The sequence below is a fragment of the Xaviernesmea oryzae genome (genome assembly GCF_900109605.1).
Taxonomy (GTDB): domain Bacteria; phylum Pseudomonadota; class Alphaproteobacteria; order Rhizobiales; family Rhizobiaceae; genus Xaviernesmea; species Xaviernesmea oryzae.
The window spans coordinates 98,400-121,172 of record NZ_FOAM01000003.1 but is presented as its reverse complement, the minus strand read 5'-3'; the positions used below and the strand labels follow the sequence as shown (position 1 = coordinate 121,172).

At 63.8% G+C, this 22,773-nt stretch carries 24 protein-coding genes; 13 read left to right on the top strand and 11 right to left on the bottom strand.

Annotation, left to right across the window (positions count from 1 at the left end):
* Positions 1 to 129: 129 nt before the first annotated feature.
* The 4 genes from BMX61_RS04190 to BMX61_RS04175 all read left to right on the top strand — a co-directional run bounded on the left by BMX61_RS04190 (position 130) and on the right by BMX61_RS04175 (position 2,511).
* Positions 130 to 828, top strand: a complete 699-nt coding sequence (locus BMX61_RS04190) for a phosphatidylserine decarboxylase (RefSeq protein WP_075628992.1) — start codon at positions 130 to 132, stop codon at positions 826 to 828.
* A gap of 82 nt (positions 829 to 910) precedes the next feature.
* Complete coding sequence (gene pssA / locus BMX61_RS04185; RefSeq protein ID WP_075628991.1) at positions 911 to 1,771, top strand: CDP-diacylglycerol--serine O-phosphatidyltransferase; 861 nt, start codon at positions 911 to 913, stop codon at positions 1,769 to 1,771.
* Between the two features lie 81 nt (positions 1,772 to 1,852).
* Complete coding sequence (locus BMX61_RS04180) at positions 1,853 to 2,101, top strand: type II toxin-antitoxin system VapB family antitoxin (protein WP_075629199.1); 249 nt, start codon at positions 1,853 to 1,855, stop codon at positions 2,099 to 2,101.
* Positions 2,098 to 2,511 (top strand): type II toxin-antitoxin system VapC family toxin, encoded by a 414-nt coding sequence (locus tag BMX61_RS04175; protein ID WP_075628990.1) that lies wholly within the window; start codon positions 2,098 to 2,100, stop codon positions 2,509 to 2,511. The genes BMX61_RS04180 and BMX61_RS04175 overlap by 4 nt, the downstream gene beginning before the upstream one ends.
* A gap of 37 nt (positions 2,512 to 2,548) precedes the next feature.
* On the opposite strand, the gene BMX61_RS04170 is transcribed toward BMX61_RS04175, so the two are convergent.
* The 5 genes from BMX61_RS04170 to alr form a co-directional block, all read right to left on the bottom strand.
* Positions 2,549 to 3,289: an SDR family NAD(P)-dependent oxidoreductase gene (locus tag BMX61_RS04170; protein WP_407703737.1), complete on the bottom strand. Its 741-nt coding sequence runs from the start codon at positions 3,287 to 3,289 to the stop codon at positions 2,549 to 2,551.
* Positions 3,290 to 3,295: 6 nt separating this feature from the next.
* On the bottom strand, positions 3,296 to 4,786 hold the full coding sequence (purF, locus tag BMX61_RS04165) for an amidophosphoribosyltransferase (RefSeq protein WP_075628988.1): 1,491 nt from the start codon (positions 4,784 to 4,786) through the stop codon (positions 3,296 to 3,298).
* Positions 4,787 to 5,036: 250 nt separating this feature from the next.
* On the bottom strand, positions 5,037 to 5,639 hold the full coding sequence (locus BMX61_RS04160; RefSeq protein ID WP_075628987.1) for a CvpA family protein: 603 nt from the start codon (positions 5,637 to 5,639) through the stop codon (positions 5,037 to 5,039).
* Between the two features lie 234 nt (positions 5,640 to 5,873).
* Positions 5,874 to 7,274, bottom strand: a complete 1,401-nt coding sequence (gene radA / locus BMX61_RS04155) for a DNA repair protein RadA (protein ID WP_075628986.1) — start codon at positions 7,272 to 7,274, stop codon at positions 5,874 to 5,876.
* A 174-nt stretch (positions 7,275 to 7,448) separates the two neighbouring features.
* A complete protein-coding gene (alr, locus tag BMX61_RS04150) occupies positions 7,449 to 8,621 on the bottom strand; it encodes an alanine racemase (RefSeq protein WP_075629198.1) in 1,173 nt (390 codons plus the stop codon).
* 104 nt (positions 8,622 to 8,725) lie between these two features.
* Here alr and BMX61_RS04145 point away from each other — a divergent pair, with 104 nt between their 5' ends.
* The 3 genes from BMX61_RS04145 to BMX61_RS04135 all read left to right on the top strand — a co-directional run bounded on the left by BMX61_RS04145 (position 8,726) and on the right by BMX61_RS04135 (position 10,737).
* The gene (locus BMX61_RS04145) at positions 8,726 to 9,586 is read left to right on the top strand and encodes an AraC family transcriptional regulator (protein WP_075628985.1); all 861 of its coding nucleotides are present in this window, start codon (positions 8,726 to 8,728) and stop codon (positions 9,584 to 9,586) included.
* Positions 9,587 to 9,739: 153 nt separating this feature from the next.
* Positions 9,740 to 10,438: an AzlC family ABC transporter permease gene (locus tag BMX61_RS04140; protein WP_075628984.1), complete on the top strand. Its 699-nt coding sequence runs from the start codon at positions 9,740 to 9,742 to the stop codon at positions 10,436 to 10,438.
* On the top strand, positions 10,435 to 10,737 hold the full coding sequence (locus BMX61_RS04135; RefSeq protein WP_075628983.1) for an AzlD family protein: 303 nt from the start codon (positions 10,435 to 10,437) through the stop codon (positions 10,735 to 10,737). The genes BMX61_RS04140 and BMX61_RS04135 overlap by 4 nt, the downstream gene beginning before the upstream one ends.
* Positions 10,738 to 10,831: 94 nt before the next feature.
* Here the strand turns inward: BMX61_RS04135 and BMX61_RS04130 are convergent, their stop codons facing one another.
* Positions 10,832 to 12,331, bottom strand: coding sequence for a replicative DNA helicase (locus BMX61_RS04130; protein ID WP_075628982.1), 1,500 nt, complete (start codon positions 12,329 to 12,331; stop codon positions 10,832 to 10,834).
* A 524-nt stretch (positions 12,332 to 12,855) separates the two neighbouring features.
* Between BMX61_RS04130 and BMX61_RS04125 the strand changes: the two genes are divergently transcribed.
* From BMX61_RS04125 to BMX61_RS04115, 3 genes are read left to right on the top strand one after another with little or no spacing between them, the layout of a single operon-like run.
* Positions 12,856 to 13,347: a MarR family winged helix-turn-helix transcriptional regulator gene (locus BMX61_RS04125; RefSeq protein ID WP_075628981.1), complete on the top strand. Its 492-nt coding sequence runs from the start codon at positions 12,856 to 12,858 to the stop codon at positions 13,345 to 13,347.
* Positions 13,344 to 15,038, top strand: a complete 1,695-nt coding sequence (locus BMX61_RS04120) for an MFS transporter (protein ID WP_075628980.1) — start codon at positions 13,344 to 13,346, stop codon at positions 15,036 to 15,038. Before BMX61_RS04125 ends, BMX61_RS04120 begins: the two co-directional genes overlap by 4 nt.
* Positions 15,039 to 15,066: 28 nt before the next feature.
* Positions 15,067 to 16,182: an HlyD family secretion protein gene (locus BMX61_RS04115; protein ID WP_075628979.1), complete on the top strand. Its 1,116-nt coding sequence runs from the start codon at positions 15,067 to 15,069 to the stop codon at positions 16,180 to 16,182.
* Between the two features lie 135 nt (positions 16,183 to 16,317).
* On the opposite strand, the gene rplI is transcribed toward BMX61_RS04115, so the two are convergent.
* The 5 genes from rplI to BMX61_RS04090 all read right to left on the bottom strand — a co-directional run bounded on the left by rplI (position 16,318) and on the right by BMX61_RS04090 (position 20,135).
* The gene (gene rplI, locus BMX61_RS04110) at positions 16,318 to 16,896 is read right to left on the bottom strand and encodes a 50S ribosomal protein L9 (protein ID WP_075628978.1); all 579 of its coding nucleotides are present in this window, start codon (positions 16,894 to 16,896) and stop codon (positions 16,318 to 16,320) included.
* Between the two features lie 17 nt (positions 16,897 to 16,913).
* A complete protein-coding gene (locus tag BMX61_RS04105) occupies positions 16,914 to 17,882 on the bottom strand; it encodes a DUF2232 domain-containing protein (protein ID WP_092742340.1) in 969 nt (322 codons plus the stop codon).
* A 152-nt stretch (positions 17,883 to 18,034) separates the two neighbouring features.
* Entirely contained in the window at positions 18,035 to 18,283 is a 249-nt protein-coding gene (rpsR, locus tag BMX61_RS04100; RefSeq protein ID WP_075628976.1) for a 30S ribosomal protein S18, read from the bottom strand.
* A gap of 15 nt (positions 18,284 to 18,298) precedes the next feature.
* Positions 18,299 to 18,757, bottom strand: a complete 459-nt coding sequence (gene rpsF, locus BMX61_RS04095; protein WP_075628975.1) for a 30S ribosomal protein S6 — start codon at positions 18,755 to 18,757, stop codon at positions 18,299 to 18,301.
* Positions 18,758 to 19,091: 334 nt separating this feature from the next.
* On the bottom strand, positions 19,092 to 20,135 hold the full coding sequence (locus BMX61_RS04090; protein ID WP_075628974.1) for an aldo/keto reductase: 1,044 nt from the start codon (positions 20,133 to 20,135) through the stop codon (positions 19,092 to 19,094).
* Between the two features lie 310 nt (positions 20,136 to 20,445).
* Between BMX61_RS04090 and fabD the strand changes: the two genes are divergently transcribed.
* The 3 genes from fabD (at position 20,446) to BMX61_RS04075 (ending at position 22,687) form a co-directional block, all read left to right on the top strand.
* The gene (gene fabD, locus BMX61_RS04085) at positions 20,446 to 21,387 is read left to right on the top strand and encodes an ACP S-malonyltransferase (RefSeq protein ID WP_075628973.1); all 942 of its coding nucleotides are present in this window, start codon (positions 20,446 to 20,448) and stop codon (positions 21,385 to 21,387) included.
* Between the two features lie 16 nt (positions 21,388 to 21,403).
* Positions 21,404 to 22,141, top strand: coding sequence for a 3-oxoacyl-[acyl-carrier-protein] reductase (gene fabG, locus BMX61_RS04080; protein WP_075628972.1), 738 nt, complete (start codon positions 21,404 to 21,406; stop codon positions 22,139 to 22,141).
* 309 nt (positions 22,142 to 22,450) lie between these two features.
* A complete protein-coding gene (locus BMX61_RS04075; protein ID WP_075628971.1) occupies positions 22,451 to 22,687 on the top strand; it encodes an acyl carrier protein in 237 nt (78 codons plus the stop codon).
* Positions 22,688 to 22,773 lie beyond the last annotated feature (86 nt).

The window sequence follows — 22,773 nt, the reverse complement described above, 5'->3', positions numbered from 1 at the left end:
TAATCCTCTAGGGGGGATTCAGTCTGTGAAGCCACGGCTGCATCAGCGGATCCGGTTTCGCCCCTCTGTTGCTCCCGGCGGTCTTTCGCTCTAAGTCAGACGAAAGAAAACGCTGGGAGAAACGCCTGAATGAGCCTGAGCACATCCATTCGCAACACGCTGGTGCCGATTCACAAGGCTGGCTATCCCTTCATCGCGATCTTCTTCGTGGTTTCGCTGCTGCTCGGGCTTCTCTGGCAGCCGCTGATGTGGATCGGCTTCGTGCTGACCCTCTGGTGCATCTATTTCTTCCGCGACCCTGTACGCGTGACTCCGCTGGATGACGATCTCGTTATCAGCCCGGCGGATGGCCGCGTCTCCTCGATTGCGCAGATCGTCCCGCCGGCCGAGCTTGGGCTGGGCAGCGAGCCGATGCTGCGCATCTCCGTTTTCATGAACGTTTTCAATTGCCACGTGAACCGCGCGCCGATGCCCGGGCGCATTGCCCGGATCGCCTATCGCAAGGGGCAATTCGTCAATGCCGAGCTCGACAAGGCCAGCCATGACAATGAGCGCAACGGCCTGGTGATCGAAACCGCGCATGGCGAGATCGGCGTGGTGCAGATCGCCGGCCTGGTCGCGCGCCGCATCATCTGCTGGTCGCAGGCGGGCGATATGCTGCAGCCCGGCGAGCGCTTCGGCCTCATCCGCTTCGGATCCCGGCTTGATGTCTTCCTGCCGGCCGGTACCCGGCCCTGCGTCAGCCTTGGCCAGACGGCCATTGCCGGCGAGACCGTGCTGGCCGAATTCGGCTCCGTCAAAGGTCCTGTCATCAGCCGTCGCGGCTGATTCATGCCTGAACGGCGACGCATTTCGCGCCGCACGACACCCGCAACGTCAGCTTAGCAACCTCAAAAAAGGCGACATGCCGATGGACACCACGCCGTTTCCTCCCTTTGAGCCCAACGGCCCGAACGACGAGGCGCGCGGACCCCGTCTGCGCGAGATCCCTTTCCGCATGCTGGTGCCCAATCTGATCACGGTCCTGGCGATCTGCGCCGGGCTCACCGGCGTGCGCATGGCTTTCGACGGCCGGTTCGAGGTCGCGGTTGCCATGGTGCTGATCGCTGCCTTTCTCGATGGCATCGACGGCCGGGTGGCGCGCCTTCTCAAGGCCACCTCGAAATTCGGCGTCCAGATGGATTCGCTGGCCGACATCGTCAACTTCGGCGTCGCGCCGGCTTTCGTGCTGTTCGCCTTCGTGCTCGATCAGGCGCCGTCGATCGGCTGGATCGCTGCCCTGATCTATGTGATCGCCGCCGGCCTTCGGCTTGCCCGCTTCAACGTCATGGCCGACCGCGACATCAAGGCACCCTGGCAGTCGGAATATTTCGTCGGCGTGCCGGCGCCGGCCGGGGCGATGCTGGTGCTGCTGCCGGTTTATCTCGGCCTCTTGGGCCTGGAGCCCAGCCGGCCTTTCGCGCTGGCCGCTGCCGCCTATACGGTGTTGATCGGTTTTCTTCTGGTGAGCCGCGTCCCCGTCTGGTCCGGCAAGTCGGAAAACCGGGTCCGTCGCGATCTGGTGCTGCCGGTCATCCTCGCCGTGGTGCTCTATGTCGCCACGCTGATGAGCTTTACCTGGGAAACCATGGCGCTGACGGCTGTCGGCTATTTGATGACGCTGCCCTTCGGCATGCGCGCCTGGCAGCGCAAATACGGCAAGTGGCCCCATCCCGCGAAGATGGAGGAAGAGGGGCTGCCCCGCGAGGGGGCCGAGCGGCCGCACGATTAGCGCTGGCAGAGAATGCCGGGATGCCGTGGCATCTTGATGATGCAGCCGGGGGAACCTATTCTGCCAATCATGGAGGGATCGATGGCTGAACCACAACTTTCTGTCCGCAGCGCCAGAGCAAGGGATCTTGCCCGTAAACTTGCCCGTCTTGAGAACCGGTCGATCACGGAGATCGTCGAGCGGGCGCTCGAGGCCTATGAGAGCCGTGAAGCGGAGCGCGAGCCCGCGGCTGCATTTTACTCCAGGCTTACCACGCAGCTCGGTACGGATATTGACCTTGAAGCCGTCATTCGAGGTAGTCGAAATCATCATCCCGGTGTCGAGCTTTGATATTCCTGGATACAAATGTCATTTCCGAGAGCCTGAAAAAGCAACCGAACCAAGCGGTGATTGATTGGCTTGTTCGATATGATTCCGAACTTGCGCTTCCAAGCGTAACCATTGCCGAAATCGCTTTCGGGATAGAGAAGATCAGACCCGATCAGCGCGCAGTACGTTTCGAAAAAGGCTTGCATGAATGGCGAAGCCGATTACGAGGGCGCATCTTTGGCTTCGCGGAAGAGGCGGCACTCATGTATGGCGAAATCATGGGAAACGCTACACGTCGGGGACATGTCATGTCAGCGCCGGATGGCATGATTGCTGCCATCGCTCACGTCAATGGTGGTGTGCTTGCGACCAGAAATCTAGCCGATTTTAAAACAACCGGCCTGACGCTCATTTCTCCTTGGGAGCGGTAGCGCGCCACGCGCGCCAGCAAATGCCGTGGGACGACTGTCACTCCGGCATCCGGTAGTCCACGATCCGATTCTCGCGCACCTGAAAAAGCTTGCCTGTTTCCATCTGCTCAGGCCCGCACAGCGGCAGGAGGGCTGCGGCAATTTCGGAGGGGTGTGGGACGGTCTGCGGGTCTTCGCCGGGCATGGCCTGGGCGCGCATGGCGGTACGCGTGCCGCCGGGGTCGACCGAGAGAATGCGCAGCGGCAGGCGCTGGGTTTCTCCCGCCCAGGTGCGGGCGAGCGCTTCCACGGCGGCCTTCGAAGCGGAGTAGGGGCCCCAGAAGGGCCGACACTTATGCGCGGCGCCCGATGAGAGAATCAGCGCGCGGCCCTGGTCCGATTTCAAGAGGACAGGCTCGACCGAGCGGATCAGCCGCCAAGTGGCTGTTACGTTGACCGTCATCACCTGTTCGAAGACCTTGGCCTCGACATGGCCGATCGGTGAAATCGTGCCGAGAATGCCGGCATTGGCGATAAGAATATCGAGCTGCCCCCAGCGCTCGTTGATCGCCGCGCCCAGACGGTCGATCGCCGCCATATCCGAGAGGTCGAACGGCACGAGCGTCGCGCCCGAGCCGCCGGCCTGGCGGATGGCATCGTCGAGCTCTTCCAGCCCGCCGATGGTGCGGGCGCAGGCCACGACATGAGCGCCGGCCTTGCCGAGCGCCAAAGCCGTGAAATAGCCGATGCCGCGCGAGGCGCCGGTGACGAGGGCAATACGGCCTTTGAGATCGATCATCAGACCTTACCCATTGCTCGCGAGAACGGCGAGCTTGCGCACATTGCTGGTGGCTTCTTTATCGAGAAGCCGTGTCGGGTAGTCGCCCGTGAAATAGTGGTCGGTGAACTGGGGGCTCTCGGCATTGCGCGCTTCGCCGCCGACGGCCCGGTAGAGCCCGTCGATCGACAGGAATTCCAGGCTATCCGCACCGATATAGGCGCACATGGAGGCGAGGTCCTCGTGCTGATTGGCCAGCAGCTTGTCGGCCTCGGGCGTATCGATGCCGTAGAAATCGGGATGATAGATCATCGGGCTCGCCACGCGGATATGAACCTCCCGGGCGCCTGCATCGCGGATCATCTGCACGATCTTCACCGAGGTGGTGCCGCGCACGATCGAATCGTCGACCAGCACCACGCGCTTGCCCTCGATCATCGCCCGGTTGGCCGAATGCTTGAGCTTGACGCCAAAGGCGCGAATCTGCTGCGTCGGCTCGATGAAGGTGCGCCCGACATAATGGTTGCGGATAATGCCGAGCTCGAAGGGAATGCCGCTCTCCTGCGCATAGCCGATCGCCGCCGGCGTGCCTCCGTCGGGCACAGGCACCACCACATCAGCCTCCACGGGCTTCTCGCGGGCCAGGTTGATGCCCATGTTCTTGCGCGCGACATAGACGTTGCGACCGCCGACGACCGAGTCCGGGCGGGCGAAATAGACATATTCGAACAGGCAGAGCCGCTCCGGCCGGGGCTTTTCCGCTTTTCGCGATTCAATCGAGATCGAGCCATCCGGCTGGATCTCGCAGATGATGACCTCACCATTTTCCACATCGCGCACGAATTTGGCGCCGATGATGTCGAGCGCGCAGGTTTCCGAGCAGAAGATCGGCTTGCCATCGAGATCGCCCATCACCAGTGGCCGGATGCCATGCGGATCGCGCGCTGCCATCAGCTTGGTGCGGGTGATGGCGAGCATGGAATAGCCGCCCTCGATCTGGCCGATCGCGTCGATGAAGCGTTCGCCCGAACCGACTTGCTTGGAGCGGGCGATGAGATGCAGCACCACTTCCGTATCCGAGGTGGACTGACAGATGGCGCCATCGGCAATCAGCTGTCGCCGCAGGGTAAGGCCGTTGGTCAGGTTGCCATTATGGGCAATGGCGATCCCGCCGACTTCGAGTTCGGCAAAGAGAGGCTGCACATTGCGCAAGGCCACTTCGCCCGTGGTCGAGTAGCGGGTATGGCCCATGCCGATGAAGCCCGGCAGCTTGGCCAGAGTTGCGGGGTCGGTATAGTGATCGCCGACCAGGCCCATGCGCTTTTCGGTATAGAATTGCCGCCCGTCGAAGGTGACGATGCCGGCCGCCTCCTGGCCGCGATGCTGGAGCGCGTGCAGGCCGAGCGCCGTCAGCGTGGCGGCGTCCTTATGACCGAGAATGCCGAAGACGCCGCATTCTTCATGCAGAGTGTCGCCATCGAGATCTTCATTGAAAGATGCACTGTGGTGATCGGTCATGTCTTCGGGCCTTCTCGCGAACTGAACCTGCGATGCGGTGGCCGGCCTTGTCGCGCGAAAGGCTTCGGCGGAGAGCTTAAATGCCGTTGGCGCCCGTCACGGCGGAAATCCGCGCGCAAGGGCGCCAAGGGCGCGCATGTCGTACCGGCAAGGGCTGTTTGCAAGGCCTTGCCTTGTCCGCCCATTCTATCATGCTGATGCGAGCACGGTCACCGTCTCGCATCAGCATGCCTCAAACCATCGGCTTTGCTCAGCCGTTGTTCGGCCGCGGCTCGGCGGTCGGTGCATCGTCCTGCGGCGGCTGTTCCACCGCCGGCGCATCGTTCTCGTCGCTACGTCCGGCGCCGGTCAGGCGCTGGCGCACATCTTCGGCAATATTTTCCGGCAGAAGCGCCACAAGCTTGGCGCCGAGATTGTCCAGCACCGGCTTCGACTTGGCCTGCAGAATCCAGGCGGGCTGCTGTTCCGGCTTGACCAGCCAGTTGAAGAACAGCATGGCCACGACGATCAACAACACGCCGCGCGCCGCGCCGAAGACGAAGCCCAGCGTGCGATCGAGTGCGCCGATGCGGCTGTCGATGATGAAATCGGCAATGCGCATGGTGATGAACGACACGATGATCAGCGCCACCAGGAAGATGACGCCGGCTGCGCCTGCCAGCGCGATCGTCGCGCTCTCGGTGTAATTCTTTGCGTAGGGCACGAGATAGGGGTGGAGGTAATAGGCGGCGGCGGCGGCCACGACCCAGCTGGCAACCGACAGCACCTCCCGCGAGAAACCGCGCACCATGGCCAGCACCGCGGAAAACAGGGCGACGCCGAGGACGATGCCGTCGAGAATGGTGATGGCCATGTTGCTCCTTACTCCGAACCGTTCCGGCTTGTGCGCCGGCAATTCCGGCATTGCCTCCGGTTGCCTTTGAAAGACCACCTGGCCGCCGGTCACTTTCCCATCCGGCCGGGTCCGAAGCGGACCTCCATGGCCAGACGCAACAGGCCGCGGCGGACAATTCCGGCCACGGCCCTAATCATGCACGTTCAAACCAGCCGCGCGGCGCCTTGGTAAAGGCTTGCACGGGCGGCCGCGTCAGTCTTCCTCGGCGGGGGCAAGGGCTGCACGCGATCCGGCGATGCGCGCCACCAGATCCGGCAGGCTCTCCATCTCGCTCCAGCGCTGGGCGGACCCTTTGGGAAGGTCGGCCGAGGATGCGGGCAGGACGGCCTGTGCAAAGCCGAGCTTCTCGGCTTCTTTAAGGCGGTGAGAGGTATGCGCGACCGGTCGAATGGCCCCCGACAGGCTGACTTCGCCGAAATAAACGCAATCGGGGGGAAGGGCAAGACCGGCAAGCGAGGAAACCAGCGCAGAAGCGACCGCCAGATCGGCCGCCGGCTCAGCAATCCTGTAGCCGCCGGCGACATTGAGATAGACATCATGGCTGCCGAGCCGCACGCCGCAATGGGCTTCCAGCACCGCGAGGATCATCGACAGGCGGGCGGAATCCCAACCAACCACGGCGCGGCGCGGCGTGCCGAGCGAGGTGGGCGCCACCAGCGCCTGGACTTCCACCAGCACCGGCCGTGTGCCCTCCATGCCGGCAAAGACCGCAGCGCCTGGCGCCTTGGCGTTGCGCTCGCCGAGAAACAGCTCCGATGGATTGGTGACTTCGCGCAGGCCCCGGTCGCTCATCTCGAAGACGCCGATTTCGTCCGTCGGGCCGAAGCGGTTCTTCACCGTGCGCAGGATCCGGTAATGATGGCCGCGGTCGCCTTCGAAATAGAGCACGGCATCGACCATGTGCTCGACCACGCGGGGGCCTGCGATCTGGCCTTCCTTGGTGACATGGCCGACGAGAACGACGGTGGCGCCGGTCTGCTTGGCGAAGCGGATCATGGCCTGCACGCCGGTGCGCACCTGGGTCACCGTGCCCGGCGCGCTTTCCACGAGATCGCTCCACAGGGTCTGGATCGAATCGATGATTACCAGATCCGGGCGCTTGCCGTCCGAAAGCGTGGCGAGAATGTCCTCGACATTGGTTTCGGCGGCTAGGAGAACGCTGCTGTCGGCCGCGCCAAGGCGTTGCGCGCGCAGCCGCACCTGCGCGACCGCCTCCTCGCCCGAGACATAGATGATGCGGTGCCCCTGGCGGGCGAGTGCTGCAGCCGCCTGCATCAGCACGGTCGACTTGCCGATGCCGGGGTCACCGCCGATCAAGACCGCCGAGCCGCGCACGAAGCCGCCGCCCGTCGCCCTGTCCAGCTCGGAAATGCCGGTTGCCACGCGCGGTGCATCCTCGGCCTCGCCGTCGAGCGTGGTCAGCGCCACGGCCCGACCCTTCTTCGGCACCTTGCCCGGCCCGCCGCCGATGCCGGCTGTCGGGTCCTCCTCGATGACCGTGTTCCACTGGCCGCAGCCTTCGCATTTTCCCACCCAGCGGGAATGCACGGTGCCGCAATTCTGGCAGATGAAGGAGGGGCGGGCTTTCGCCATAAGGAACTCGACGCTTTTCAACAGGTGTCGGAGACGATCCGCATCAGCAGAGTCGGCACGGCTGGGCAGGAGTGGGAGATGGCATCGGTATACGATCTCGTTTTGTTCTCATGTATACGAGCGACGATCTCTTTCCAAGCCGTGCTGGTGAAAAGATCGACGACGACGGCGCGATCAGTCCTCGGGATCGAGATAGAGCCGGTCGTAGCGGTGGCCGAGACTGGTCAGAAGCTCATAATCGATCGTGCCCGCTGCTGCGGCCGCCTCCGTGATGGAGAGATTTGGCCCGAAAAGCTCGATGTAGTCGCCGGCCTTGGCGCCCGGCACATCGGTCACGTCGAAAAGGGTCAGATCCATGGTGATGCGGCCAAGCTGCGGCACGCGGCAACCGCGCAGAAAGCCTTGCGCACCCTTGGGAAGGCTTTGACGCAGCGGCACACCGGCGCCCGAACCGCCGCGATGATAGCCGTCGCTATAGCCGGCGCCGACAATGGCGATGCGGCTGTCCCGCGTCAGCATCGCCGCCGCGCCATAGCTCGCCGTTTCGCCGGCGCGTGCTTCGCGCACCTGGAGGATGCGCGCCTCGGCCGTCACCACGGGCGCCATGGTGTTTGCAACGCCGTTCACCGCCTGGCCGCCATAGGTGGCGATCCCTGGCCGGGTGAGATCGAAGTGATACTCAGTGCCCAGATGCACGCCGGCGGAATTGGCCAGGCTTGCATCCACGCCTTCGAACGCCTTTGAAACCTGGCGAAATGCGTCCAGCTGGCGACCGTTCAGGGGATGGTCCGGCGTGTCGGCGCAGGCGAGATGGCTCATTACCAGAACGGGCGAAAAGCTTGCGGGGCGCGAAGGATCGTCGGCAAGCGCCAGCGCCTCCGGCAAGGAGAGGCCCAGCCGGTTCATGCCGGTGTCGACATGCAGCGCGCAAGGATACTCCCCGTGCTCCGCCAGCAGGCCCATGAAGAAGGCGAGCTGCTCTTCGGAATTGATGACCGGCACGAGGCCATAATCCAGGAAAACGGACTCGATGCCGGGCCAGAGGCCCGCGAGAACGAAGATGCGCGCATCCGGGGCGAAGGGCCGCAGTTCCGCCCCTTCCTCGGCATTGGCGACGAAGAAGTCGCGTGCGCCAGCGGCATAGAGCGTCTCGGCTACGGCTTCGATGCCCAGGCCGTAGGCATTGGCCTTGACGACGGCGGCCGTGCGCGCCGATCCGGATAGCCTGCGCATCGTCAGCCAATTGTCGCGCAGCGCACCCAGGTCGATGGTCGCACGCAGGCAGGCGGCATCGAATCCATCCGCGTCGGACAAGGTCTCGTCGCTGGCGAAAAAGGCGTCGGTCATGGTGTCATGGCCCTCGATCATGAATGGCGTCTCGGCTGTGGTGTTGCGCCGACCCTATCACTTTTGTTCAAGACGGAAATGCGGCCAGGCGATATTCTCACCCCATGCAGATCGTTTCCCAGGAGCAGGCGACCACAGCGCGGCCGACATCGGGCAAGGAGCGGACCCGCTTCTGGCGCGATCCGCGTTTCGGCCATATGGAATGCATGGCGGCGACCTTCGTCACCCATGAATTCGCACCGCATGCGCACGACACCTTTTCGATCGGCGCGATCGAGGCCGGCGCGCAGGTGGCGATGATCCGGGGCGAGCGCGAATCGACCGGGCCGGGGGCGCTCTATCTGATCAATCCGGGCGAAGTGCATGACGGGCAGCCGGGCGAGCCGGGAGGCTATCGCTACCGGATGATCTATCCCGATATCGGCTTTTTCTCGAAGATCCTGGAGGACGTTACCGGTCGCGCCTTTGCCGGCACGCCAAGCTTCGGCCGGCAATTGCTGACCGATATGCCGCTGGCCGCCGCCTTTCACCGGGCGCATAGCGCGCTGGAACAGCGGGCGAGCGCGCTGGAGGGGGAGGAGAGCCTTTACAGCGTGCTGGTGGCGATGTTCGCGCGCCATGGCAGCAGCATCCTCACACCGGCTGGCGGTGCCGAGCCCAAAGCCGTCGCCCGGGCGCGGGACTATATCGCCGCGCATTTCACCGAGGAGATCGGACTGGAGGCGCTGGCCGAGGTTGCAGGCCTCAGTCGCGCCCATCTCATCCGCGCCTTCCGCCGGCATTATTACATCACGCCGCATGCCTATCAGACGGACCTGCGCATCCGCTTTGCCCGCCAGCTGCTGCGTCAGGGCAAGCCGCCGCTCGAGGTGGCGCTCGCCTGCGGCTTTGCCGATCAGGCGCATCTGACCCGCCACTTCAAGGCCCGGACTGGTCTGACACCGGCTGTCTATCGGGCCGGATAAAGCGTCCGACGGCCTCATCGATCGTGCCGTCATCGGCCCTCCGGTCTGGGGATGATGCCGAAGCCTCCCGGCTGCGCGCGCCTCTGCCACGTCACTTTCGTTCAAGACGCTCGCTTTCCCACGCGCTAAGCCTCGCCGCCACAGGAGGCTTTCATGACGATGACGACAAGACGCAGCGAGATGGTCGCGGGAATGAGGACAATTGTGCCGATGGTGGTGGCCGTCGCGCCCATCGGCCTGGTCTTCGGTGCCGTGGCCGTGGGCAAGGGACTTTCGCCGTTGGAAGCCTTGGCAATGAGCGCTCTGGTCTTTGCCGGCGGATCGCAATTTGTCGCCATGGATCTGTGGACCGATCCGCCGGCCTGGGCCGCGCTCGGCTTTGCCGCGCTCCTGGTCAATCTCCGGCTGATCCTGATGAGCGCCTCGCTGGAGCGGGCATTGGCACGCTTCAGCCCAATTCAGAAGTTCTTCGCCTTCGCGTTCATGGCCGATGAGAACTGGGCATTGGCCGAAGCCCGCGGCCGGCGAATGGTGCTGACGCCGGCTTTCTATTTCGGACTTTCGCTGCCTTTTTACGGCATGTGGCTGATCTCCACCGCAGCAGGCGCGCTACTCGGCGCCGTGATCGGCGATACCCGCCCGCTCGGGCTCGACTTCGCCTTTCCGGCCGTCTTCATCGTGCTTTTGATGGGCTTCTGGAAGGGGCGGGAAACCGGGCTGGTTCTGGCTGCCAGCGCCAGTGCCGCGATTGTCACCCATGCGCTGTTGCCGGGGGCTTGGTATATCGCCGCCGGGGCACTTGCGGGGCTTGCGGTCTCGCTCATATCGTTCAAGCAGGAGCGCGTGGCATGAGCCTCGATCCCGCAACGCTGGCCGCCATTCTCGCCATGGCGACGGCCACTCTGGCGACACGGCTTGCTGGCGCCTTCCTGGTGCGCCGCATGACACTCAGTCCGCGCCTGGAGCGTGCGCTCAACACCGTGCCGCCGGCCGTGCTGATGGCTGTGGTGGCGCCCACCGCGCTGGCAACAGGCCTGGCCGAAACCACCGCCTGTGCCCTCACGGCAATCGCCGCCCTGCGCCTGCCCATGCTGGCCGCAGCGGGGTTGGGGGTCGCAACCGTGGCAGTTCTGAGGGCGGTTGGTCTTTGAACCAGCCGCATCCTGCCAGATCAGCCCCGTCCTGCGCGCCTCTTTGCCGGGCAATGTGGGGCGCTCTCCTTACCGAGCAGCTGGCGTCCTAGGCTCAATGCTCCTCGTATTGCGTAAAGGACGGATCCGCCAGATCGGTGAAGCGGGTGAATTCCGACTGGAAGGCGAGCTTGACCGTGCCGGTCGGCCCGTGGCGCTGCTTGGCGATGATGACGTCGGCCGTGCCCTTGACCTTGTCCATCTGCATTTTCCACTCTTCGTATTTCGGGTCGAACTCGTCGCGCGGCTCCATGTTCTTCACGTAATATTCCTCGCGGAAGACGAAGAGCACGACGTCGGCGTCCTGTTCGATGGAGCCTGATTCGCGCAGGTCCGAGAGTTGCGGCCGCTTGTCCTCGCGGCTTTCCACCGCGCGCGACAGCTGGGACAGCGCGATGATCGGAACATTCAGCTCCTTGCCGAGCGCCTTGAGCCCGGTGGTGATCTGGGTGATCTCCTGCACGCGGTTCTCATTCGACTTGCCGGAACCGGTCATCAGCTGAACGTAGTCGACCACCAGCACGTCGAGACCGCGCTGGCGCTTCAGCCGGCGGGCGCGGGCCGACAATTGGGCGATGGAGATGCCGCCGGTCTGGTCGATATAGAGCGGCACCTTCTGCATCATCTGGGCGCAGGCCACCAGCTTCTCGAAATCCGCCTCGGAAATATCGCCACGCCGGATCTTGGAGGAGGAGACTTCCGTCTGCTCGGAAATGATACGGGTGGCGAGCTGTTCGGAGGACATTTCCAGCGAATAGAAGCCGACGACGCCGCCATTTTTCGGCTTGAAGGAGCCGTCCGGCTGCACCTCCGGCTCGTAGGCGGCAGCGATGTTGTAGGCGATGTTGGTGGCGAGCGAGGTCTTGCCCATGCCGGGTCGGCCAGCGAGGATGATCAAGTCCGAGCGCTGCAGCCCGCCCATCTTGCTGTCGAGCGACATGATGCCGGTGGATATGCCCGAAAGATGACCATCGCGCTCGAAGGCGGCGCCGGCCATGTCGATGGCGAGCGCTACGGCATCGTTGAAGGACTGGAAGCCGCCGTCATACCGTCCGGTCTCCGCCAGTTCGAACAGGCGCCGCTCCGCATCCTCGATCTGGCTTTGCGGCGGCATGTCCAAGGGCGCGTCGAAGGCGATGTTGACCATGTCCTCGCCGATGGTGATCAGCGAGCGGCGCAGCGCGAGGTCGTAGATCGCGCGGCCGTAGTCCTCGGCATTGATGATCGACACGGCGCCGCCGGCCAGCCGCGCCATATATTCCGAGATGGTCAGTTCGCCGACCTTCTCGTCCTTCAGAAAGGTCTTGATGGTGACGGGATTGGCGATCTTGCCCATGCGGATGATATCGCCCGCCACCTCGAAGATCCTGCGGTGCAGCGGCTCGTAAAGATGGACCGGCTTCAGAAAGTCCGAGACACGATAATAGGCATCGTTGTTGACGAGGATGGCGCCCAGGAGCGCCTGTTCGGCCTCGATATTGTTGGGAGCCTCGCGGTGCAGCGGAGAGGCCTGCTCCTTGGCGACTGCTTGCAGGCGCCGGGTTGCTTCGTTCATCTCTGATCCTCCTCGCAAGGCGACCCAAGCTCCGCATCTGCCAGGCGGCAGGGCGAAGATGGGAGCACATTCACAGTCTTTTCGGTCCAGCCGTCGGCCGGCCAAGCCCGTTCCATTGCCGCATCCGGGCTGATGAGCAACCGATATGAGCCGCGCACCAGCGAGCCTTTACAGGCCGCGCTCAACCGCTCCGTCATACCGGCATCGAAAAAGGGTAGCGGTGCGGCGCATGGCCGGCAAAGCCCGAATTGGGGTTCGTCCCGATCATGACCGCTCTCCACAGGCTCAACAGCCAAACCTGTGCGAGACGACGATTGTGACGGGACGCCACTTGACGGCTGTCATACCCGAATCGTGTCCCGGCTTCACGTCCTTTCTTCCGTTTCGGCTTACCTTGATGCCTGCGCCACTGGCAGGCCTGCCATGCATATAAAGCGCGGAACATATGATCGTCAGATCTTGATATAATCAGAAAAACTGACAAATATAGGCCATACCATTAGGGTGCTAACGAAATTCGACCTATGCAACGCAAAGCTCTCGATCGCGCGCTTTTCGACGCGCTCTCTCTCGTCAATCGCAAGCTGCGCTCCACCTTTGATGCCAGGGTGCGCACGCTCGGGCTGACGCTGTCGCGTGCCCGCACGCTGTTCATTCTGCTGCTGGGCGATGGCCTGTCGCAACGGGAACTTGCCGATGCGCTCGACGTTGAGACGCCAACCGTGGTGCGGCTGCTCGATGGGCTGGAGCAGCAGGGCATGATCGAGCGGCGGGCGGAGGAGGGCGATCGGCGCACCAAGCGCCTCTATCTGACGGAGCATGGCCGCACGATGGCGCAAGAGGTGGAGGAGATCGCCGGCGAGGTCCGTGCGCGGGTGCTTGCCGGCTTTGCGCCCGGCGAGCGCGACCAGGCGCTGGACCTGCTGAGCCGAATGGCCGGCAATCTCAATCTTATGGAAGAGGCACAGGGGGAAGAAGCGCAGGGCGACGCGGCCCAGGCGGAGGCAAGCCGATGAGCGCCGTTCCGACAACCGCAACGTCAGGCCCGGTGCCGGCCGCACCGACACCTGATGGCGGCACTTTGCTGATGTCGCCGCAGCGTGCCGCGCTCTATATGTTCGGCTCGCTGCTGATGTTTCTGACGCAGGGCCTCGGCATGAACCTGCTGAGCGCCAATATCTATCAGCTTCAGGGCTCCTTCTCGGCCACCACCACGGAGCTGGCCTGGCTGCAGGCGGTCTATATGGCGCCCTATGCGTCTTTCTCGGTCGCCCTGTTCAAGATCCGCGCCCAGTTCGGCCTCAGGCCTTTCGCCGAGCTCGGCATCATCTGCTTCGTTCTGGCATCGGCCGCCAATCTCTTCGTGTCGGATTATCATTCGGCGCTGGTGGTGCGCTTTCTCTCGGGCTGTGCCGCCGCGCCTCTGTCGACCATCGGCATCCTGTTCATGCTTGAACCCTTCGCGCCCCAGCGAAAGCTGACGCTCGGCCTCAGTCTCGCGCTGATGAACACGCTGCTGTCGGCGCCGCTTGCGCGGGTGATCTCGCCGCATCTGATGGATCTCGGCGGCTTTCATGCGCTTTACACGCTGGAAATGGGCCTCGCTCTTGTCGCGCTGCCCTTCATCTACCTCCTGCCGATGACGCCGCCGCCGCGCGTCAAGGTCATCCGCCCCCTCGATTTCCTGAGCTATCTCATCCTGGCCACGGGGCTGGGTTGCCTCGCCGTCGTCCTGGCGCTGGGCCGCTTCTATTGGTGGCTGGAGGCGCCTTGGCTGGGTGTCACGCTTGCCGCGTCCATCGGCTTGCTCACCCTTTTCGGCGTGATCGAACTGAACCGCGAATCGCCCTTTCTCGATTTGCGCTGGGTCTTCAGCCGGCAGAACATGATGCTCGCCGCCGTCCTGATCGTCTTCCGCACCGTCTCGTCGGAACAGAGCACCACCGCATCAGGCCTGTTCCAACAGATCGGCCTGCTCAACGATCAGACCATCGGCCTCTATGCGCTGATCATGGTCGGCTCCGTCATCGGCGGCCTGGTGTGCGCGGCGCTGATGACGACCCGCCATTCCGACATCGCCCATGTGATCGCGCTCGTTCTGATCGGCACCGGTGCCTTTCTCGACAGCCAGTCGACCTCGCTCACGCGGCCGGAGCAGATGTATCTGAGCCAGGCGCTGATCTCGGCCGGGGCTGCCATGTTTCTGCCGCCTGCCATGGCGCGGGGCATGACGGCAGCCTTTTCACGCGGCGCGCCCTTCCTCGTGAACTTCATCATCATCTTCCTGTTCACCCAGAGCATCGGCAGCCTGATGGCATCCGCCGCACTCGGCTCCTTCGTCACCATCCGCGAGAAGTTCCACTCCAACCATCTGGTCGAACATCTGGTGCTGTCCAATCCGCAGGTGGCAAACCGCGTGTCCCAGCTGTCGGCAACCTATGGCAAGGTGATCAACGATCCGGCAATCCTGAAAGCCGAAGGCTTGCAGCTGCTTGGCCAGCAGGCCACGCGCGAGGCCTATATCCTTGCCTATAACGACACCTTCTTCCTGATTTTCGTGGTCTGCCTGGTGTCCCTCGTCGTGCTTCTCGCCCATCGAGCCTTAAGCGCGCTGGCTGTCCGGCTGGAGATCACGTCCACCCATCAGGCTGAGGCGGCCTCTGCCGCCGCGCCGTCTCCCTCCACCGTACAAAGGCCCGCCGCCTAGGCTGCCCTTCAACCGTTAAGTCTGTCCCATGTCCAAGCTGTTTCGCTCTCCCGTTACCATCCTCACTTTGGTCGCCGGCATCGCCGGCGTGCTGCTGGTGCTCTATGCCTGGCGGCTGCCCCCCTTCGTCACCTCGGTGGAAACGACTGACAACGCCTATGTCAGGGGCTTCGTCACCACCATGAGCCCGCAGGTCAGCGGCTATGTCGTCGAAGTGCCGGTGCACGACTACCAGCTCGTCAAGCAGGGCGAGGTGCTGGCGCGCATCGATGACCGGATCTACCGGCAGAAGCTCGCCCAGGCCGAAGCCACGTTGCAGGGACAGGAAGCGGCACTCGCCAATTCGCGTCAGCAGGAGGCATCCGCCCGGGCCAATATTACCTCTGCCGAAGCACAGGTCTCCGGCGCGCAGGCGGCCGAGCGGCGCTCGGAGCTCGCCTCCCAGCGCGCCGAGCAATTGAACGCCCGCTCGATCGCGGCCACAAGCGAGGTCGAGCAGGCCGAGGCGACCCTGCAACAGGCGCGCGCCAGCACGGCGCAGGCCCGCGCCGCAGTCGAAGTTGCCAAGCAGAATCTGGCAACGATCATCGTCAATCGCAGTTCGCTGGAAGCGGCGGTCGAAGGCGCGAAGGCCACGGTCGAACTCGCCCGGATCGATCTCGACAACACCCGCATCACAGCGCCGCGCGATGCACGCGTGAGCGAGGTCGGCGTGCGGATCGGGCAATATGTGACGACCGGCACGCAGCTGATGTCCGTGGTGCCGCGTGATCTCTGGGTCATCGCCAATTTCAAGGAAACGCAGCTCGATGGCATGCGAATCGGCCAGCCTGTGACCTTCAGCGTCGACGCGCTCGAACATCGAGTGCTCTCGGGCCATATCGAGCGCTTCTCGCCGGCGGCAGGCTCGGAATTTGCGGTCATCCGGCCCGATAACGCGACCGGAAACTTCACGAAAGTGGCGCAGCGGCTCGGGGTGCGCATCGCCATCGAGCCGGGCCAGGCCTTGGCCGACCGGCTGGCGCCAGGCCTGTCGGTGATCGTCCGGGTGGACAAGGCGGCAACGCCCGATCCCGCTTTTGCGGAGACCAGCGGCAACGGCCCGGCCATCGTTTCCGGCGGCACCGGACCGGTTCGGCGTTAGCATCGTCGGTCGGGGCGCAACGACCACGAACAGGCAAATGCCTGCGCCCGGAAAACAAAAGCGCCGATCTGATCGATTCGGATCGGCGCTCTTGCAGGTTAGGGGAAAGCGGCTGAAGCGCCGCCTTTTTGCGTCTTATTCTTCGTCGTCGCCGTCGAATTCGGCTTCAGGATTGAAGAAGTCTTCCGGACGCAGCGCGTCTTCGTCAACGCCATAGATGGCGTCGGCGGAGGTCAGGCTTTCGCCCTTGGACTGACGCTCGGCTTCTTCGACGGAGCGGGCAACGTTGATCGAGACCTTCACTTCGACTTCGGAGTGCAGGTGCAGCGTGACTTCATGCAGGCCGATCGACTTGATCGGCTGGTTGAGGTCGACCTGGTTGCGGCCGATGGTGAAGCCTTCGGCGCCGATCGCATCGGCGATGTCGCGGGCTGCGACCGAACCGTAGAGCTGGCCGGTTTCGCCAGCCGAGCGAACCATGATGAAGCTCTTGCCGTCGAGCTGTTCGGCGACGGCCTGAGCTTCGCTCTTGCGCTCGAGGTTACGGGCTTCCAGCTGGGCGCGCTCGTTTTCGAAGCGCGTCTTGTTGGCGGCATTGGCGCGCAGGGCCTTGCCGGTGGGCAGGAGGAAGTTGCGGGCAAAGCCGTCACGAACCTTGACGGTTTCGCCCATCTGGCCAAGCTTGGCCACACGTTCCAGCAGAATGACTTCCATGGGTCTGTTCCTTTCGATCAGTCGGTTTCTTTGGAAGGGGAGCCGGCCGGCGACAGGGCGATGGCGCGCCGCGTGTCTACAAGGCCGGAAACGAGGAAGAAGATGATCGGCACGGTGAAGAGCACGACCGAGAGATAAGCGAGCCACAGCACCGGCAGTCGCCAGGACTTGCCGCGCGTGCGGAAATGAAATGCGGCAAAGCCGGCAATCAGGAAACCTGCGCCGAAGGTTCCGCACAGCAGCGCTCCGATGATCGCCGCCATGCCGCCGGCAAAGGTCATCGCCAGGCCGGCGAGAAAGATGAAGATCGCATAGCGGTTCATCCGCAGCGCCGAGGGCATGTCCTCGCGCGGGCGCAAATTGCGGGCCGAGGTCTGGACGATGCGGCTGGCGACGTAATAGGCGGCAAACAGCATCAGCACCCAGATCGCGCCCTGCACCAGCGGCAGCATCAGCGTGAAGAGCGCCTTCATCTGGTCGAGCGCGGCCGGGTCCGGCGTCGCAAGCGGATCGCGTTCCCGCAGCGTATCGGCGATCATGTCGATCATCCGTTCGGAGGCCGAGCCGTCATAGCCGATCACGGTGCCGACGATGATCATGCCGATGTTAACGAGCACGGCAAGCTGGGTGAGGATGTCGGCGAGCGGATACCAGGCGAGCGCGCCGGCCGGGCCGCCGATTTCTTCCGCCGGGCGGCCGAGATTGGCCAGATGGCTGAGCCAGGCGGCCGGCACCAGCGTGACCGCGAGAATGAGAAGGGCAAAGAGCGGCGAGACGACCAGGCTGCAGATGGCGCCGGCGAACGCGACAGCGAGAATGGCTGCCGCATTGCCCCAGCCGAGGCCGGCGATCAGCACCGGCAAAGCGGAGGCTGCGTAGAGCACGATGGCGAAAGCAGACGGCGTGTTGGCCCCCAGCGACAGAAACGCTGCGGTCACGCCGGCCAAAAGGCCGACCAGCAGGGATGTCCGGTTGAGGTTCGTCACGGGGTCGCTGTCCTGCATCTCGCAGTTAGGGGAGGCATGCTCCCCAACATGGGATTTCTGGGAGCTTTACGCTCCGGTTCCGAACCGCGCCCATCGCGGAAGGGAGATCAAGAAGCCAGGGCGATGCCGAAGCACCGCCCTGGATGTTTCAATTAGGAAACGATGTAGGGCAGCAGGCCGAGGAAACGGGCGCGCTTGATCGCCTGGGCGAGTTCGCGCTGCTTCTTCTGGGAAACGGCCGTGATGCGGGACGGTACGATCTTGCCGCGCTCGGAAATATAGCGCTGCAGAAGACGGACGTCCTTGTAGTCGATCCGCGGTGCATTGGCGCCCGAGAAGGGGCAGGTCTTGCGGCGGCGGTGGAACGGGCGGCGTGCCGGAGCGGAGGAAATGTCAGCCATAATCACGAAACTCCTTTAAGCGCGGTCTTCGCGCGGGCGGCGCGGACGGTCTTCACGGTCGCCATCGCGGCGGTCGCCACCATCGCGGCGGGGACGGTCGCCGAAGCCACGATCCGGACGGTCGCCATCGCGGCGCGGACGGTCGTCGCGGTCGCGCTTCTGCATCATGGCCGAAGCACCTTCTTCGTGCTTCTCAACGGCGATCGTCATGTAGCGCAGGACGTCTTCGTTGATGCGCATCTGGCGCTCGACTTCATGAACGGCCGGTGCCGGAGCGTCGATGTCCATGAGCACGTAGTGGGCTTTGCGGTTCTTCTTGATCCGGTAGGTCAGGGACTTGAGGCCCCAGTTTTCGACCCGGCCGACCTTGCCGCCATTGGCTTCGATCACACCCTTGTACTGCTCGACGAGGGCATCGACCTGCTGTGCGGAAATGTCCTGGCGTGCCAGGAACACATGTTCATAAAGAGCCATTGAGGCTTGCCTTTCTTGCTTTGATCACACCCGGTTTCGGCGGCTAAGCCTCAACGACTGTTCTTAAGGGCTCTCAAGAGCCGGCAAGAAAGAAGTTGGTATCGAGACGGTCGAGAGCGGAGACACGGGAGGCTTGGACCTTGTGGTCCTTGTCGACGGTGTCAGGACGGATGTCCCGGCGCCGATCGGCCCTCCGTTCAGCCACCAGCCAGAAGACCGGGCGTTTCGAACAGGGCGGCTTATACGCGCCTTTCGGGAAAAAGCAAGGCCTCGCCGCATTGCGAAGGGGCGAGGCCTTGGGACGTCGTCTGCTGAAAGATCCGGTTGCGCGGCGTCAGATCGGCATTGGGTAATCGCGATGGATGGCGGCGATGCCGGCCATCACCTCGTCGGACAGGTTGAGGTCCGCCGAATCGAGGGCGACAGCCAGATGCGCCATCGTCGTCACGCCGATGATCACCGAGGCCATGAAGGGTCGGGTCAGGCAGAAGGCAAGCGCCATGGCGGCGGGGTCGAGGCCATGGGCGCGGGCGAGCGCGACATAGGCTTTGACGGCCGGCTCCTGGCGCGGCGTGTAGCGCCCGCCGAGGTCGCCATTGATGGCAAGGCGGCTGCCTTCCGGCCGGGCGCCATCAAGATATTTGCCGGTGAGAAGCCCGGAGGCGAGCGGCGAATAGGCAAGCAGCCCGACATTCTCGTGGCGCGAGAGTTCGGCGAAGTCGAGGTCGAAGGCGCGATAGAGCAGGTTATATTCGTTCTGCACGGTCGCGACGCGCGGCAGGCCCTTCGTCTCGGCCAACGTCAGCATGGTCTGCGTACCCCAGACGGTGTCGTTGGACAGGCCGATGGCGCGGATCCGCCCGGCCTTCACATGCCGGTCCAGCGCCGTGAGGCTCTCTTCCATCTCCTCGCGCGCCCGGTCGGCCTTGTCGTCGGCGAAGGGGTCATAGGTCCAGGCGTGACGGAAGTGATAATGCTTCCGGTTGGGCCAGTGCAGCTGATAAAGATCGACGTAATCGGTCTTCAGGCGCTTGAGGCTCGCCTCCAGCGCGGCATCGATCGAGGCAGGCGTGATCGGCGCGCCGCCGCGAATATAGTCGCGGCCAGGCCCGGCTACCTTGGTTGCCAGAACGATCTCGTCGCGCCGGCGGGTCGCGAGCCAGTCGCCGATGATGCTCTCGGTGTCGCCGTAGGTTTCGGGGCCGGGCGGGGTGGTGGGGTAAAGTTCCGCCGTATCGAAGAAGTTGACGCCGCGCTCCAGCGCGGCATCCATCTGGCGGAAGGCTTCGTCGGGCGTATTCTGCGTGCCCCAGGTCATGGTGCCCAGGCAAATTTCGGAGACGACGAGGTCGGTGCGGCCGAGTCGATGCGTTTTCATGGCGTACCTTTGGGAGAGAGGCCGCTTTGGGAGCGCCTGGGAAGGGCGTGGCGGCCGAACGGGTCAAGGGCTGATGCGCTAAGGCGCAGGCGATGTGGCGGCGACGCCGGTGCCGCAGTCCGGCCGGCGCGAGGGCAGGAGCCGGCCACCCGCAAGCCGGCCGGCGCGCTTGAAATTATCCGCCATGACACGATTTGCAAGCTGCAATCGCGCGTCTCTCACCGCGCCACTGCCGGGGAAACTGGCAGTCCAGGCGCTTGACTCGCTGCCTGGGAATGTCAATGGAGAGCAAAAAGGAGCCAGATCCACGATGAGCCTCGCTTTCACATTCCCTGGCCAGGGCAGTCAGTCCGTCGGGATGGGCAAAGATCTCGCCGATGCCTATCCCGAGGCCGCCGCCGTTTTCGCCGAGGTCGACGATGCGCTCGGCGAAAAGCTGTCCGACATCATCTGGAACGGGCCGGAAGATCAGTTGACGCTGACGGCCAATGCCCAGCCCGCTCTGATGGCGGTCTCGATCGCCATCATTCGTGTGCTGGCTGCGCGCGGCTATCATCTGTCCGAGCGCGTCTCCTATGTCGCCGGCCATTCGCTTGGCGAATATTCGGCGCTTTGCGCAGCCGGCACCTTTTCTTTGGCCGATACGGCCCGTCTCCTGCGCATTCGCGGCAATGCCATGCAGGCGGCCGTGCCCGTGGGCACCGGCGCCATGGCCGCCGTGATCGGCCTTGAAGATGCGGATTTGGCCGAGATCTGTGCGCAGGCCGGTGCCGAAGGTCCCTGTCAGATCGCCAACGACAATGGCGGCGGACAGATCGTCATCTCCGGCGCCAAGGCCGCGGTCGAGAAGGCGGCGGCGCTCGCCTCGGACAAGGGCGCCAAGCGGGCAATCCTTCTCCCGGTCTCCGCGCCGTTCCATTCCGCATTGATGGCGCCGGCGGCCGACGCCATGCGCGCCGCGCTGGCCGAAGTTCCCCGTCATGATCCCGTGGTGCCGCTGATCGCCAATGTCCGCGCCGCGCCAGTTACGAGCGCCGACGAGATCGTCGATCTCCTGGTCGAACAGGTGACTGGCCAGGTGCGCTGGCGCGAAAGCGTCGCCTGGCTGGCGGCCAATGGCGTGACCGAGCTATACGAGGTCGGAAACGGCAAGGTGCTGACCGGCCTTGCCAAGCGCATCGACAAGGCGCTTGCCGCCAAGACCCTTTCGTCGCCCGCCGAGATCGAAGCGGTGCTCAACAGCCTGACGTGAGTGAAGGAAGATGACCATGTTTGACCTGACCGGCCGCAAGGCCCTCGTCACCGGTGCCACCGGCGGCCTTGGCGAGGAGATTGCCCGCGCCTATCATCAGCTCGGCGCCACCGTCGGCCTGCACGGTACACGGCAGGAAAAGCTGGAGGCGCTGGCTGCCGAGCTGGGCGAGCGCGTTCACATTTTCCCAGCGGATCTGTCCGACCGCGACGCGGTGAAGGCGTTGGGCGAGAAGGCCGAGAGCGACCTGGATGGCGTCGACATTCTCGTCAACAATGCCGGTATTACCAAGGACGGCCTGTTCGTACGCATGAGCGATGCGGACTGGGATGCGGTTCTCGAGGTCAACCTGACGGCGGTCTTCCGCCTGACGCGTGAGCTCACCCACCCGATGATGCGCCGCCGCCATGGCCGCATCATCAACATCACCTCGGTCGTCGGCGTTACCGGCAATCCGGGCCAGGCGAATTACTGCGCCTCCAAGGCGGGCATGATCGGCTTTTCAAAGTCGCTCGCGCAGGAGATCGCCACCCGCAACGTCACGGTCAACTGCATCGCCCCCGGCTTCATCGAGAGCGCCATGACCGGCAAGCTCAACGACAAGCAGAAAGAAGCGATCATGGGCGCCATCCCGATGCGGCGCATGGGCAAGGGTGGGGATATCGCGGCGGCTGCCGTCTATCTCGCTTCCGATGAGGCCGGTTATGTCACCGGCCAGACGCTGCATGTGAATGGCGGCATGGCGATGATCTGAAGGCATTGCCCGCAAGCGGCCGGTGCCGCGTGCGGGCTTTGTCTGAGAAAGCGCGCAAATTCAATGTTGAGCAAGCAGCAAACGTTGATTTTCCGGCTTTGCGGGGAAGTTAAACCGTGTTAAGCGGGCCGTGGTTGCCTTGGGCGGCCGATGGAAGATGTGAAGTATACGCCGCTTCGGCAGTTGCGTTTTTGCCGCTCTTCCGCGTGGAACGATTGCCCATGGGACCATGCCGGTCCCTTAGGCGTTAACGAACTTGCGGCGACATCATGTCGTCGACGAGAGAAACAAAGGTCGAGGAAATCCGACATGAGCGATATTGCAGAACGCGTGAAGAAAATTGTTGTTGATCATCTTGGCGTCGATGCTGAAAAGGTAACCGAGGGTGCCAGCTTCATCGATGATCTTGGCGCGGACTCGCTCGATACCGTCGAACTCGTGATGGCTTTCGAAGAAGAATTCGGCGTCGAGATTCCTGACGATGCCGCTGACTCGATCCTGACGGTCGGCGACGCCGTCAAGTTCATCGAGAAGGCACAGGCTTAAGGCCGATCGCCTTTCCGTTCTTGTCATCGATGAAGGCGGGGCGCGTTGCATCCCGCCTTCTTGGCGCCATGGAGCCGGAATGAGGC